General features: G+C 59.7%; 10 protein-coding genes and 3 pseudogenes. 8 read left to right on the forward strand and 5 right to left on the reverse strand.

All coding sequences use genetic code 11. From position 1 onward, the window contains the following. The first annotated feature begins 98 nt into the window (after positions 1 to 98). Positions 99 to 1,486: pseudogene (gor, locus tag P6U16_RS21080) on the forward strand (glutathione-disulfide reductase). On the opposite strand, the gene P6U16_RS21085 reads toward gor, so the two are convergent. Further along, entirely contained in the window at positions 1,464 to 2,372 is a 909-nt protein-coding gene (locus tag P6U16_RS21085) for a LysR family transcriptional regulator (protein WP_277702083.1), read from the reverse strand. The pseudogene gor and the gene P6U16_RS21085 sit on opposite strands and share 23 nt — an antisense overlap. A 152-nt stretch (positions 2,373 to 2,524) precedes the next feature. Here P6U16_RS21085 and P6U16_RS21090 point away from each other — a divergent pair, with 152 nt between their 5' ends. The 3 genes and pseudogenes from P6U16_RS21090 to P6U16_RS21100 all read left to right on the forward strand — a co-directional run bounded on the left by P6U16_RS21090 (position 2,525) and on the right by P6U16_RS21100 (position 4,656). Continuing rightward, a complete protein-coding gene (locus P6U16_RS21090; protein ID WP_277702084.1) occupies positions 2,525 to 2,764 on the forward strand; it encodes a hypothetical protein in 240 nt (79 codons plus the stop codon). A 16-nt stretch (positions 2,765 to 2,780) separates the two neighbouring features. Next, positions 2,781 to 4,152, forward strand: a pseudogene (locus P6U16_RS21095) (3-deoxy-7-phosphoheptulonate synthase class II). 105 nt (positions 4,153 to 4,257) lie between these two features. Continuing rightward, on the forward strand, positions 4,258 to 4,656 hold the full coding sequence (locus P6U16_RS21100; RefSeq protein WP_277702085.1) for a GFA family protein: 399 nt from the start codon (positions 4,258 to 4,260) through the stop codon (positions 4,654 to 4,656). Positions 4,657 to 4,658: 2 nt separating this feature from the next. Here the strand turns inward: P6U16_RS21100 and P6U16_RS21105 are convergent, their stop codons facing one another. From P6U16_RS21105 to P6U16_RS21115, 3 genes are all read right to left on the reverse strand, one after another. After that, entirely contained in the window at positions 4,659 to 5,558 is a 900-nt protein-coding gene (locus tag P6U16_RS21105; RefSeq protein WP_277702086.1) for a hypothetical protein, read from the reverse strand. 337 nt (positions 5,559 to 5,895) lie between these two features. Then, positions 5,896 to 6,444 (reverse strand): DUF1003 domain-containing protein, encoded by a 549-nt coding sequence (locus tag P6U16_RS21110; RefSeq protein WP_277702087.1) that lies wholly within the window; start codon positions 6,442 to 6,444, stop codon positions 5,896 to 5,898. A gap of 132 nt (positions 6,445 to 6,576) precedes the next feature. Beyond that, the gene (locus P6U16_RS21115; protein WP_277703935.1) at positions 6,577 to 8,493 is read right to left on the reverse strand and encodes an LTA synthase family protein; all 1,917 of its coding nucleotides are present in this window, start codon (positions 8,491 to 8,493) and stop codon (positions 6,577 to 6,579) included. A 311-nt stretch (positions 8,494 to 8,804) separates the two neighbouring features. Between P6U16_RS21115 and P6U16_RS21120 the strand changes: the two genes are divergently transcribed. The 4 genes and pseudogenes from P6U16_RS21120 to P6U16_RS21135 all read left to right on the forward strand — a co-directional run bounded on the left by P6U16_RS21120 (position 8,805) and on the right by P6U16_RS21135 (position 12,961). Next, on the forward strand, positions 8,805 to 10,484 hold the full coding sequence (locus tag P6U16_RS21120) for an NAD+ synthase (protein ID WP_277702088.1): 1,680 nt from the start codon (positions 8,805 to 8,807) through the stop codon (positions 10,482 to 10,484). Between the two features lie 20 nt (positions 10,485 to 10,504). Further along, positions 10,505 to 11,334 (forward strand): annotated as a pseudogene (locus P6U16_RS21125) (hypothetical protein). A gap of 128 nt (positions 11,335 to 11,462) precedes the next feature. Then, on the forward strand, positions 11,463 to 12,359 hold the full coding sequence (locus P6U16_RS21130) for a CHASE4 domain-containing protein (protein ID WP_277702089.1): 897 nt from the start codon (positions 11,463 to 11,465) through the stop codon (positions 12,357 to 12,359). Then, positions 12,359 to 12,961, forward strand: coding sequence for a GGDEF domain-containing protein (locus P6U16_RS21135; protein ID WP_277702090.1), 603 nt, complete (start codon positions 12,359 to 12,361; stop codon positions 12,959 to 12,961). Before P6U16_RS21130 ends, P6U16_RS21135 begins: the two co-directional genes overlap by 1 nt. Before the next feature lie 8 nt (positions 12,962 to 12,969). Here the strand turns inward: P6U16_RS21135 and P6U16_RS21140 are convergent, their stop codons facing one another. After that, a complete protein-coding gene (locus tag P6U16_RS21140) occupies positions 12,970 to 13,998 on the reverse strand; it encodes a LacI family DNA-binding transcriptional regulator (RefSeq protein WP_277702091.1) in 1,029 nt (342 codons plus the stop codon). Between the last annotated feature and the right edge of the window lie 74 nt (positions 13,999 to 14,072).

Raw genomic sequence — 14,072 nt, forward strand, 5'->3', positions numbered from 1 at the left:
GCTTTTCTTTTGTCGGCGTCAATCCTATATCAGGAGAGAGCAGGCTGGATTCGTTTGACCGGCCCTAGTCTACAGTCCCTTGCCTCCGGAGCATTCTCATGACGTCCTTCGACTATGATCTCTTTGTCATCGGTGGTGGCTCCGGCGGCGTGCGCAGTGGTCGGCTGGCGGCCGGCATGGGTAAAAGGTGGCGATTGCCGAGGAATTTCGCTATGGCGGCACCTGCGTCATCCGCGGCTGCGTTCCGAAGAAACTCTATGTCTATGCCTCGCAGTTTGCCGAGCATTTCGAGGATGCGGCCGGATTCGGCTGGACGGTCGGTGAACGCCGATTCGACTGGTCTAAGCTGGTGGCCGCCAAGGAGCGCGAGATCACCAGGCTCGAAGGGCTCTACCGCAAGGGACTGGAAAATGCCGGTGCGGAAATCCTGCAGACGCGGGCGGAACTCACAGGACCCAATAGTATCAAGCTGGTGAATACCGGTAAAACAGTCACTGCGGAACGCATCCTGATTGCCACGGGTGGGCATCCGACGCCCCACGTGGCTCTTCCCGGGCACGAACTCTGCATCAGTTCGAACGAAGCATTCGATCTGCCGGAACTGCCAAAATCGATCCTGATCGCCGGCGGAGGCTATATCGCGGTCGAATTCGCGAATATTTTCCATGGGCTTGGGGTCGAGACGACGTTGATCTACCGCGGCAAAGAAATCCTTTCGCGGTTCGACCAGGATATGCGCCGCGGCTTGCATGCTGCGATGGAGGCCAAGGGCATCCGCATTCTCTGCGGCGACGTGTTGCAATCGATCAAGGAGGCCGAGGATGGCCGACGGGTGGTCGAAACACTACATCACGGCGGCCTTATGGTCGATCAGGTGATGCTTGCCCTGGGGCGGGTGCCCAATACGACCGGGCTCGGTCTCGAAGCGGCCGGTGTCAAGACGGATGATCGCGGGGCGATCGTCATCGATGCGTTCTCGCGCACGAGCGCGCCGGGCATTTATGCGCTGGGAGATGTGACCGACCGCGTCCAACTGACGCCCGTGGCCATTCATGAGGCCATGTGTTTCATCGAGACCGAATACAAACACAACCCGACATCGCCGGATCACGAATTGATCGCAACCGCCGTGTTTTCGCAGCCGGAGATCGGTACTGTTGGCATGAGTGAAGAGCAGGCCGCAAAAGCCTTTGCCGAAATCGAGGTTTATCGCGCGGACTTCCGGCCGATCAAGGCGACCCTTTCGGGCCGCAGCGAGCGCACGATCATGAAACTGATCGTCAATGCGGCGGATCGAAAGGTCGTCGGCGCCCATATTCTTGGACATGAGGCGGGCGAGATGGCGCAACTGCTTGGCATCACGCTGAAGGCCGGCTGCACCAAGGACGATTTCGACCGGACCATGGCCGTGCACCCGACGGCAGCCGAAGAGCTGGTGACGATGTATACGCCGAGCTATCGCATCAAGAACGGGGAACGGCAGTAAGGGCGATAGGCTTTCGGGGTGCCGTGGCGTCCTCACCGGAAAACAGCGCGGCGTTGCGCTTGAGCAGGTCGGCCAGGCGATCGAGTGTCAGGCGCACTTCCGGCCGTTTCCGGTCGTCGTCATTGACGGCGAGCCAGACGGGATGCGTCAATTCCTCAATCGGCTCGCCATCGCGGATCAGGCCGGGCAGGGAATCGCCGAGGAAGAGCGGCAGCACACCGCGTCCCGCGCCAGCGGTAATGAGTTTTGGTAAAAATTCGGGTGCGTTTGTCCAGCTGTGGATGTTCTGTTCGTGATTGCGGAACACCCATTTTTCGGCAGGCGAGACAGCCACTTCCGTTCCGATCGAAACCCATGGCAGATCGCGGTTCCAGCGCTCCTCTTCCGCGCGGTAGACACCGTATGCGACGTTCACCGACTTTCTGACGGCGAAGTTTCCGCTGCGCGGCTGTTCGTAGAACATTCCGATCATGCCGTGCCGGAATGTCAGGTCTTCGTCTGGCAGAAGCCGCTTGCAGCAGAGGCGAAAGCCGTCTGATTTTCCCCGCAGTTCCATCGAGCGTGAGGCCACGAATCCGCCGAGCCAGATATCCCCGCCGATGGATACGATCGGAAGTGAGAAGGCGTCGCCGTGCCAACGGGTGATGTCTGATACCGTCTTGCGCAGCGTCTCGACATGAAGAAGCAGAACCTCGCCATCGGGTGCCAGCCGGTAGCCCTGCTGGCTGCGGATGAACAGCGTTCGTCCCATGGTGCGCTCGAGCGCAAGCATGCGCCGGCCGATTGTCGGTGCGCTGAGCCCCGTCGCCGCTGCGGCCCCTGCCAGCCCGCCTTGCGACGCGACATTAAAGAACAGCTTCAGATCGTTCCAATCGACTTCGTTCAAAGTGCAAGGCTCCTGTTCCTGCAAACAGGATAGCGCAAACGGCAGGGCATGGCATCCAACACATATGAAATGTGCGTTTCAACCGTGCTTCTACGGTTGCCTTCCGCAAGCCACTAAGTGTCTGGCATCGCAACGGGACGAGGAGGATCGCGATGAGCCCGGAATGGATGGTCGTCATCGATGCGGTCGCACAACGGCAAGCGGGGCCGAAGAATAATGCCTTCGCAGATCCTCTGGAGCGACCTGAATGGGCGCAATTCAACTGGATTTCCCGGCTTCTGACCTGGTGGGTTGCGAGCGTGGCCGCGTCGTCGCATGGCTATACAAGCAGCCTGACAAGGTCTATAAGCCCCGGACTTCGCGATACCGTACCGGCGAGGAAGACCGGTTGATGAACAGGTGAGTATCATGGCACAGACTTGGACCCCGAACAGCTGGCGGCAGAAGCCAATCAGCCAAGTGCCGGATTTTCCGGACATGGCGGCGCTTGGCGCAGCCGAAGCACAGCTCGCAACCTTTCCTCCGCTGGTTTTTGCCGGTGAAGCGCGCCGATTGAAGAGCCAGCTTGCCAATGTTGCAGCCGGCAAGGGTTTTCTGCTGCAGGGGGGATTGTGCCGAAAGTTTTGCGGAACATGGCGCGGACACGATTCGTGACTTTTTCCGTGCATTTCTGCAGATGGCCGTGGTGCTGACATTCGGCGCCCAGCAGCCGGTCGTCAAGGTCGGCCGCATCGCCGGACAGTTTGCCAAACCGCGCTCGTCAAACATCGAGCGTCAGGGTGATGTCGAGCTGCCAAGCTATCGCGGCGACATTATCAACGGCATAGAGTTCAACGAGAAGGCTCGTATTCCGGACCCGGAACGCCAGATCATGGCGTACCGGCAATCCGCGGCAACGCTCAATCTCCTGCGCGCTTTCGCGATGGGTGGTTATGCCAATCTCGACAACGTACACCAGTGGATGCTCGGCTTCGTCAAGGAGAGCCCGCAGGCCGAGCGCTACCGCAAGCTTGCCGATCGGATTTCCGAGACGATGGATTTCATGAAGGCGATCGGCATCACGCCGGAGACCAATCCAAACCTGCGCGAAACCGATTTCTTCACCAGCCACGAGGCGCTTTTGCTCGGCTACGAACAGGCCCTGACCCGCGTCGATTCGACTTCCGGCGACTGGTATGCCACATCCGGCCACATGATCTGGATCGGTGACCGGACGCGCCAGCCCGATCACGCGCATATCGAATATTGCCGTGGAATCAAGAATCCGCTCGGCCTGAAATGCGGTCCGTCGCTGACCGGCGACGGCCTGATCGAGCTGATCGACCTGCTCAATCCGCAGAACGAAGCCGGTCGCCTGACGCTGATCTGCCGCTTCGGCCACGACAAGGTCGCCGAGCACCTGCCGCGTCTTATTCGTGCCGTGGAAAAGGAAGGCCGCAAGGTCGTCTGGTCCTGTGACCCGATGCACGGCAACACGATTACGCTCAACCACTACAAGACGCGGCCGTTCGAGCGCATCCTGTCGGAAGTCGAAAGCTTCTTCCAGATCCACCGCGCCGAAGGCACGCATCCGGGCGGCATCCATATCGAGATGACCGGCAACGACGTGACGGAATGCACTGGTGGCGCGAGGGCGCTGTCCGGCGCCGATCTTGGCGATCGCTACCACACCCATTGCGATCCACGCCTCAATGCCGACCAGGCGCTGGAACTGGCCTTCCTGCTTGCCGAACGCATGAAGGGTGGTCGTGACGAAAAGCGCATGGTCGCCAATGGCTGAGCGAAGGCATCAGACTTTCTGATCCTTTCTCCATCGGTTTGAAATTGACAAAGCCGGTCCAGCTTCCCAAGCTGGGCCGGCTTTGTTTTGTTGGGGGTGGTGATCTTGGACGATGTTCATACGGGTGGTTGCGCCTGCGGCGCGGTGAGATTTGTCGTCCGGGGCCCGCTTGGTGACGTGGGTGCCTGCCATTGCTCGCAATGCCGCCGGCAGACAGGCCTCTATTATGCCACGACAAATGTCGCGGACGGCCATCTCGACTGGGAGGGGCTTGACGTCATGACGCGATATCGGTCGAGCCCAGAGGCGGATAGGGGCTTTTGCAGCGTCTGCGGATCGGCGCTGTACTGGAAAGCGGATGGCAGCGAAGAGACATCGCTGATGGCCGGTGCCTTCGACCAGCCGTCAGGTCTGAAGATCGCCTATCACATCTTCTGTGCCGACAAGGCGGACTTCTACGAAATCGAGGACGGGCTGCCGCAGTTTGCGCAGTCCAACAGTTGATCTCACCCTGATCTGTCAGACCGGGGCATATTGACTGGCGGTGTGAAACTCTGCAATGGCCCTGCGCAGTTCAGCGTTTCGAGTGCGTCACGATAGGCTTTATCGAGCGCTGAAAACTTCACGGCTTGCCAGCGGGCATAGTCATCAATCAACAAGGGCTTTATCCAGAGCCGCGCGCTCACGGTGCGGTCCTCCCAGCCGATAAGGTCAAGTGCCTCGACGCGAGCGAAAAGCCGGCGGACGTGGGTGCGTGAAATGGAAAAATGCTTTGAAAGTTCGGCAAAGCGGAGCTGTTCCACCCAGTGGAGCCCGTTTTCAGAATTCAGATTAACGACACGTGCCATTAGGTCATCGAGAATCAGTCCGCCGGATTCTGTCCATACGAAGGTCGCAATGCTTAGCGGCGGTTCGCGCCAGGCCGGGTCCGCTATCAATTGTTTGGCGGCCCGCGGCTGGGCATGGTTGAAAATCTGCGGGTGGCTCTCCAGCGTTCTGACGCGTTCCCCGCCATCGAGAAGATCCAGACTGCGCATCTGGCCGCGGAACCACAGGTACATTGCTTCGTGGCTGACTTCCGTTGGCTCCAACGGTCGGCTTCGACGGTTGGTAAAACCGGGGACATCACGGATGAACTTGTAGGCCTGCATTTCTGCTAGAAAAGCGGTGGCCGTGTTCCTGCTTGCGGCGCCAAATTCCACTATGATTTCAAGCAGGCGAGCCGCTGTGATGCCGGAGAGTGGATTGGCAGGATCGCGCTCAAGGTGAAGCGCGAAAGCGGCATGCGTCAACAGCCATTTCTGTTGCGCTGCCACCAGCCGGGCAACACGCGGAAAGCGGTCGTACAGCTCAATCAGGTGCCGCGCGCCCTGCTGCAAGGTCGGAAGGAATATCGGGTTCGCCATCAGAGCCTGTACTGAAAGGAACCCGGATTCCGCCGGATCGGCGACTGGAGAGTTTGGCAAGCAGTTCATGGCGTAGCGTCAGCCCAATGCTCGTGTTCAATCTGCCGTGTTCAAAGGTTTAGAGAGTAATGATGCCACTTTACTCTTTGATTCCAGTAAACTTACGTTGTGATTATAACGCTTGAGCGTTACGATTTATTCAATAAAATTCAACCGGATGACTCTTCGTTATCCGGTTGACTGGGAGCTGGATCGCAAGACCCTTCTCTGATGCACATAGTTGTTCGTTTCTGGATGCGTGCGGCTCGCAAAGCACGGCTCAGGGGCCTGTTGAATATCACTGCGCCGGATGCACTTTCGACGCCGCAGACAGGGCCGTTTCAAGCCGTGCAACATCCGCCCGCAAAGCGGATATTTCGTTGAGGAGAACCGTATCGATCTTGTGGTGCAGGGCGATCAGTTCGACTTCCGATTTCAGATTAACCTGATAGTCCTTCGACGCGTCGAAACGATCCCTCTCGGCCTGCCGGTTTTGCGACATCATGATGATCGGCGCCTGCAAAGCTGCGACCATGGAAAGGAGCAGGTTGAGGAAGATGAAGGGGTAGGGATCGAACGCCTCGCGCGTCAGAAGCACGGTGTTGGCCACGGTCCATCCGCCAAGAAAGATGAGAAAGCCCACGATGAAGGACCAGGAGCCACCGACCTTGGCAATGTTGTCGGAGAGGCGCTCGCCGAATGACTGGCTGGCACTGAAGGCGGCATTGGTGTCTGTCGAGAGGATCTTGCCTTCGCGCGAGTGATCGAGCACCTCGCGCTCGACATCGCCCAATTCGCTCCGCGGTTTTCCGAACAGGATCTGGGAGACGTCGTTGATTTGGGACATGGCAAGGCTCCGGGGGCGGTGAGCGCTCGTTCTATCGCATTGACCAAATTTCAGAAATCAAAATTCCGGAAAGGCAGCGCATGGATTTGCGATGCCGGGTCACGGGCTCTCATGGCGTTCCCGCCGATGCGTCTACATTGCCGGCGCTGGATAGAGTTCGGCGTGGGACTCAAAGAACCGATCCGTTCCGAAGCGTTTGCCGAACATCATGTCGTGCTGCAGGAAGCGGTAGTCGCGAATGGCAGGGGCAACCTGCTTGGCACGCGACCAGCCAGGCTTTTCCTTGCCCTTGGCGTCGACCAGCATGTAGCGGTCAATGATCGGGTACTGCTTGAACACCCGGCCGAGGAAGCCCGTGTAATAGGGATGCTCGAAGCCGCCCTGCTTGAGGATCTGGTAGGACAGGAAGGCAGGGCTGATGCTGCCGACGTCCTTCTTCGGTCCTGTTTTGTTTGACCAGATGACGAGCGGGGTTTCATGCTGCGCCTTCATCTGCGCGAGTGGACCCTTGCGCTCTGCCGTGACGCCCTTCATGAAGCCGGTGTTCGAATAGACGGTGTTGAGCGGCGGGAGGTGATCGCCGAACAGGACGATGATCGTTTCGCGGTCACGCTTCTTTGCCCAGTCCATCAGCATCTTCAAGCTGTCGTCGGCTTCCTTGACGCCCTGCGCATAGGTGGCGAGCAACTGGCGGTCAGCTTCGGGCAGATCGCCTTCGACCTTGATCGTGTTCTTGGCATAGCGGTTGACTTCGTAGGGGCCGTGGCCCTGCAGGGTAACCGTGAAGAAGAAGAACGGATCGCGCAGTTCATCGGCCTGCCGGATGATTTCCTTGGTCAGCGCTTCATCGGATGCGAAGATGCCGCGCTTCTGCATGACCGGCATATTTTCTTCCGACTTGAAGTCGTCGAAACCGAAGGACTTGTAGACGGCGCTGCGGTTCCAGAACCATTTCTGGAACGGGTGCACGGCACGCGAAACGTAACCTTCGCCGCGGAAGAAGGTGGCGAGCGAGGGGATCGGGTTACGGATATATTGCTGGTAGGGAATGCTGCCATAGGGCAGGAAGGCGTTGGAGAAACCGGTCAGCGCTTCGAATTCCACGTTCGCGGTCATGCCGCCGAATTCCGGCGAGAACACGTCGCCGGACTGCATCTCGCGGATGGTCGGCATCGGATCGGGCGTGAGCGTGACGTTCGGCAGGCGGGTCGGATCCCAGAAGGATTCGCTCATCAGCACGATGACGTCAGGCTTGCCGCGATGGCTGGTGCCGACCGGAAGCGAAGGATTGACGGGGATCTTGTCGATCGCTTCGCCCATGTAGCCTGCAGGTGCCGTGACATTGGCCATCGGCAGGTTGAGCATGAAGGCCATGACGAAACCGTTGTGACGATAATTTTCCGTCTGGTCCCACATCATCGGAATGACCTGCAGCCGGTCGCGAACCCAGGAAAATTGGTTGTAGTCCATGATGTGGTAGAAGGAGACGAGCAGCGGCAGCGTCACCGCCAGCTTGGCCATGCGGCGCTTGCGCGTCATCGTTGGAAAATTCCGCCATGCATAGCGGATCATCAGGGAAAGCCCGATGACGGACAGCACCAGGCCGACGACGATGCCGACAGCCGTCCAGGGGCGATCGCGGACCAGAACGGGCATCAGCTCCATGATTTGGCGGCCGAACAGGAAATCGGTCGGGTAGAGCGGATCGGAGAGAAAGATCTGTTTCTGCTGCGTCAGAAGTGCTGGAATCAGCGCGACGGGGGCAAGCAGCACTGCGGCATAGTTTTCGCGGCCGAACAGCGCGTCCACAGCCAGAAAGACCAGGAAAAATACGCCAGCCGTCGTCCAGGCCGGGCGCATTGGATCGAGAAAGAAAAGACCGGCTTCTGAAATCGAGCTGCGGGCGATCCATTCGACGATGAACACAAGCGTGATAGCAAGAAGCAGCGACAGTGCCAGTCGTCGGGCTAGAGCGACGGCCTTTGGGTAACGAAGCGAAAGCGTTTCCTGCGCGGTAAAAACCTCGGGCGCGGGCGCGGCATGCGTCACCGATTCAAAACTGGCCAAGGTTTTCTCCAATATCACAAAACATTCGTACAAGTGTCATACAGCTGTCATTTTGAACAGGGGATGAATAAGTCAGGCGCTGCTGCGCCTGCCGGTTTCCCCGCAATCCTTCTTGCTCATCCGGTCGAGCGGTAGGCGAGAAGACGAACGCCGCCGGAAGCGTGGCAGCTTCACGAAGCACCTGCATTTTTTCGGTTTTCGAGGCATCGGCGTGGGCATTTTGATGCGGGATGCGCTAAATAAGTCCGGTATCCATGTTGCGTCCCAGAATGACAAGTGAAGACAGGCCTGCCATGACCCTGCAAAAGACCATCTCCAATACATTCCGCATCGCTGTCGCGCAGCTCAATCCCACCGTCGGCGATATTGTCGGCAACCTTGCCAAGGCGCGCGAGGCCCGCGCGGATGCGGCGCGGCATGGGGCGGACCTTCTGCTTCTGACGGAATTGTTCATCTCGGGTTATCCGCCCGAAGACCTGGTTCTGAAACCGGCTTTCCTGAACGCCTGTCGCAAGGCGATCGACCAGTTGGCTGCCGACACGGCGGATGGCGGGCCGGGTGTGATCATCGGTTTCCCCAGGCAGGACGAGACGGGCCGGTACAATTCAGTCGCCGTTCTCGATGGCGGCATTGTCATTGCCGTGCGCGACAAGGTCGATCTGCCGAACTATGGCGAGTTCGACGAGAAGCGCGTCTTCGATCAGGGGGCGATGCCGGGACCGGTGAATTTTCGCGGCGTGCGGCTCGGCATTCCGATCTGCGAGGACATCTGGGGCGATCTCGGTGTCTGCGAGACGCTGGCGGAAAGCGGCGCCGAAATCCTGCTGTCGCCGAACGGATCGCCCTACTATCGCGACAAGATCGACGTCCGCCACCAGATCGTCATCAAGCAGGTGATCGATACCGGCCTTCCCATGCTCTATGCCAACCAGCTTGGCGGCCAGGACGAACTGGTTTTCGACGGCGCGAGCTTTGCCGTCAATACCGACAGGCTGCTTGCCTTCCAGATGAGCCAGTTCGAAGAGGCCGTCTCCATTTCGGAATGGACGCGCGAGGAGGGCGGTTGGATCTGCGGCAAGGGGCTGATGTCGCGCCTGCCGGAAAAGGAGGAGGCGGACTACCGCGCCTGCATGATCGGCCTGCGTGACTACGTCAACAAGAACGGCTTCAAGAATGTCGTGCTGGGCCTTTCCGGCGGTATCGATTCGGCGATCTGCGCAGCGCTGGCTGTCGATGCGCTGGGCGAGGAGCGGCTGCGCACCGTCATGCTGCCCTATCGCTACACCTCGATGGATTCCTTCAAGGATGCCGAGGACTGCGCCAAGGCGCTGGGCTGCCGTTATGACGTGATTGCGATCGAGGAGCCCGTGCAGGGTTTTATGAACGCGCTTGCCGATACGTTCGAAGGAACCGAGTCCGGCATTACCGAGGAAAACCTGCAGAGCCGCGCGCGTGGCGTCATCCTGATGGCGCTGTCGAACAAGTTTGGCTCCATGGTGGTGACGACAGGCAACAAGTCGGAAATGTCGGTCGGCTACGCCACGCTCTACGGCGACATGAACGGCGGCTTCAATCCGATCAAGGACCTCTACAAGATGCAGGTCTATGCGCTGTCGCGCTGGCGCAACACCACCGTGCCGCCCGGCGCGCTCGGCCCCTCCGGCGAGGTGATCCCGAAGAACATCATCGACAAGGCGCCGTCCGCCGAATTGCGGCCCAACCAGACCGACCAGGATTCGCTGCCGCCCTATCCGGTGCTCGACGACATTCTGGAATGCCTGGTCGAAAAGGAGATGAGCACGGAGGAGATCGTCGCCCGCGGCCATGATGTGCCGACGGTGCACCGGATCGAGCACCTGCTCTATGTCGCCGAATACAAGCGCCGCCAGTCGGCGCCGGGGGTGAAGATCACCCGCAAGAATTTCGGGCGCGATCGCCGCTATCCGATCACCAATCGTTTTCGCGACCGCTGACCTCCAGGGAAAGAGACGCCGTGCGCAGTTCCGTTGAAATTTTCGATATCCAAACGGGGAAGCGCGTGTCGTTTGGCAGACGGACGATCTCGTCGAGGCGCCGAATTTTGCGCCGGACGGGCAGTCGCTGGTGATCAATGGCGACGGGTTGCTCTACCGGTTACCGCTGGATGGCGGCGAACCCGTGCGGATCGACACTGGCTTTGCCGTCAACTGCAACAACGACCATGGCATTTCGCCTGACGGTGCGACGATCGTCATCAGCGATAAGACCGAATTCGGAAAATCGACCATCTACACGCTGCCAGCCGACGGTGGCGTGCCGACGCAAGTGACGCCCAACCTGCCGTCCTACTGGCACGGCTGTTCGCCCGACGGTCTGACGCTTTCCTATTGTGGCATCCGCGATAATGTTTTCGACATCTACACGATCCCGGTGACCGGCGGCGAGGAGACCCGGCTGACCTTCGGCGAGGGGCGCAATGACGGGCCGGACTATGCGCCGGACGGGCAGTGGATCTATTTCAACTCCAGCCGCACCGGCCGCATGCAGATCTGGCGCGTACGTCCTGACAGTTCCGATGTCCAGCGCATCACCGACAGCGAATATGGAGACTGGTTTCCCCATCCATCGCCCGATGGAAAACGTCTGCTGGTGCTTTCCTATGACGGTGACGTCTTCGACCATCCGCGCGACCTTGACGTCCGCCTGCGGCTTATGGACCCGGATGGCGGCAATGCCCGCGTGCTGTTTAACCTGTTCGGCGGGCAGGGCACGATCAACGTCCCCTGTTGGGCGCCGGACGGCCAGGCATTTGCCTTCGTGCGTTATGAGCCAGCACTGGACTGAACCGGCAGGTTTTAATCCTTTCCCAACCAGCTTGTTTAAAAGAAATTTCCAGTTTCCCGGCTATGCTTTCCGTAATCCGGCGGCGTTGCCCTTGAGGCTGACAGGCGCCCAAAAGGACGAGGGGCGTCATGGCGTGGACTGAGGGCAGGCGCGGTGAAGGCAAGGCTGTTCTCGGCATTCATATGGCCTGCGCCGTGGTTGCTGTTCTGCTTGTCGCCAGCCTGGCTTTTGTTCTTGATCGCGCCGTCTTCGAAGCTGACCGTTTTGGTCTGTCGTCAGAGCGGAAGCTGGTCTCCAGTGACTTGCAGCACCAGATCGATGCCGTGGTGCAGTACCAAGCGGAACTCTCGTTCTGGGGCAAGACCTATGCGCAGATTGAAGCGGGTCGTTTTTCGCAGGCGTTCGTCACCGAGGAGGTGATCGAATGGTTGTGGGCGGATTTTGGCTTTTCCTGGATGATTTTTACCGGGCGTGTCGGACAGCCGATTCTATCGGTTCACGACGGGCGCGAAGTCTCGCCCGAGACGGGCGCGGCAACGCTGAAATGGGTCGCGGATCTTGTCGCGAAGGCAAATGGAATTTACGAGGTGGCGCTGAAGCCGGATGATGGCGGATGGCGCATCGCAGCGAGTGCCAAAGATCGGGATGGCTTGACGGTCCCGGTTCCGAACATCCACGCAGCCGACTTGCGCATGGTCGATGGCCGAATGAGCATCGTGGTCGTGCAGGCCGTTATACCGGAATCGCTGAAGATCGAGGCAAGCCGTCGCGCTCCCGTTTTCATGGTGACGGTGAAGCCCTTCACCGAGAGGATGCTGGTCAACATGCAGAAGCGGCTATCCGTCCGCAATCTGACTTTCCAGCCGCTCAACAAGGTGTCGGCCAGCTCTATCCATACTCCCCTCAACGACTGCGCGCGATCCGACTGCATGGTCGCGGCTTGGACACCGCGGGCGCCGGGGGCTTCGTGCGTTCCGAAACATTGCCGAGCGTTCTTGCCATTGCCACTGCCGGAGCCCTGCTGATGGCCTTTATCGCGGCGCGCTTCGGCAGGGTGTTCGCGGCGCTTCAGAAGAGCGAGGCGGAAAACGGCTATATGGCCAAACATGACCGCCTGACCGGACTGCTGAATAGGAGTGGTTTCGACGAGACGCTGAACGCCGCAGTGCGATCGGTCTCGAAACAGCCATTTGCCCTGCTCTGCATCGATCTGGACAAGTTCAAGGCAGTCAATGACGCGCATGGTCATCCCGCCGGCGATGCCATGTTGAAAACCATTGCATCGCGCTTTGCAGCCCGGATTGGTGACATGGGTGCTGTCGCTCGGCTGGGCGGTGATGAATTCGCAGTGGCGATTCCGCTCCGTAACCGGCAGGACATTGTGTCCCTTGCCCACGCCCTGATTGTCGATGCGCAGGTACCGATCCCCTTCGAGGGGCAATTGCTGCGCGTCGGCAGCAGTATCGGCGTCGCGTTTGCCCCGGAGCATGGGGTGACGCCGCGTGACCTGGTGCCGCAGGCGGACCGGGCGCTCTATCTTGCCAAGAACCGTGGACGCAATCGCGTGCAGACGGCCGACGATCTTTCCGACGACGTGGGTGTGGTAAAGACCGGGCAGGCGGCCTGATCCTTGCGTCATCCTGTCCCGGCAGGGATGTTGAACGGCGTTATCACCTCGACTGCGGAAAGTTGATGGCGGACCGGTGTCGACAAGGCACGATGCCGATGCAGGATTGCCCTGAAGACTGTGCGTACATCTGTCTTCAGGTCATGGTGAAGGACGAAGTGAATGTCGCCTTGGCGCAGCAGAGCCAGATTGCCGGCATCGAGATCATGGGCAACGAAAATGCTGCAGGCCCGACCGGCACCCTTGAAGGCGGCAATGACCGCGCGGTTGCCGCCGCCGATCGAATAGGCTGCGTTGATGCCCGGATGTTTTGCGAGCGCCGCCGAAGCCAGCTGTCCTGTCGCCTCGTCCCTGCCGTAGCCTTCGCTGATCTCTACAAGGTCGATCAACGGATAGCGATCCCGCAGCGTGCGGCGAAAGCCGATCTCGCGTTCCTCCTCGCCACGGAATCGGTTGCTGGACAGGGTGACGAGCGCGGTTGCTGGAGAGCCTGCGAAGCGCTCGCCGATCAGATAGGCCGCGGTTTCGCCGGCGGCGCGATTGTCGGCGCCGGCATAGGCCGTGCGCGGCGCATTCGGCAGATCGGTTACCAGTGTTACCACCGGGATGCCGGCCTGTTCGAGCCGCGTGACGGCAAGGCTGATCTCCGGCACATCCGGTGCCTTGAGCACAATGCCATCGGTGCCGCGCAGACGAATACGGTCGAGGCTTTGAACGATATCCTGCGGGCGTATGGTCTCAGTAAAATGAAAGCGGGAGCGGAAGACGGTCGGCATGAAGGTTGCCGCCTCGCTCTCAAAGGCGTGCCGCACGGTCTCCGTAAAACGTTCAGGCGCTTCCATGACGATGTCGATGGCGAATTTGCGGCCGTGGACCTCAAGGCCAGCCTGCTGTTTTTCAAGCTCGCCGATCGCTGCATGGACGCGCTGCTGCGTCTGTCGGCGCACACCGTCGCGGCCGTTCAGCACCCGATCGACGGTCGCAGTCGAGACGCCGGCCTGAAAGGCGATATCCTTGACCAGAAAATCATGCGCCATGGCGGCCCGCCGTCCTGATGGTTTTTTGATGGATTTCTGCTCTATAACAGCTTTCGGCCCGGCGTATAGTCCAT

It is taken from the genome of Rhizobium sp. 32-5/1, from assembly GCF_029537235.1.
In the GTDB taxonomy this organism is placed as follows: Bacteria; Pseudomonadota; Alphaproteobacteria; order Rhizobiales; family Rhizobiaceae; genus Pararhizobium.

Excerpts from the sequence above, each read along its gene's own strand:
- P6U16_RS21110 (WP_277702087.1), bottom strand. The coding sequence starts at position 6,444 with ATGTCCCAAATCAACGACGTCTCCCAGATCCTGTTCGGAAAACCGCGG.
- P6U16_RS21130 (WP_277702089.1), top strand. The coding sequence starts at position 11,463 with ATGGCGTGGACTGAGGGCAGGCGCGGTGAAGGCAAGGCTGTTCTCGGC.
- P6U16_RS21135 (WP_277702090.1), top strand. The coding sequence starts at position 12,359 with ATGGCCTTTATCGCGGCGCGCTTCGGCAGGGTGTTCGCGGCGCTTCAG.
- P6U16_RS21140 (WP_277702091.1), bottom strand. The coding sequence starts at position 13,998 with ATGGCGCATGATTTTCTGGTCAAGGATATCGCCTTTCAGGCCGGCGTC.
- P6U16_RS21105 (WP_277702086.1), bottom strand. The coding sequence starts at position 5,558 with ATGGCGAACCCGATATTCCTTCCGACCTTGCAGCAGGGCGCGCGGCAC.
- P6U16_RS21120 (WP_277702088.1), top strand. The coding sequence starts at position 8,805 with ATGACCCTGCAAAAGACCATCTCCAATACATTCCGCATCGCTGTCGCG.
- P6U16_RS21090 (WP_277702084.1), top strand. The coding sequence starts at position 2,525 with ATGAGCCCGGAATGGATGGTCGTCATCGATGCGGTCGCACAACGGCAA.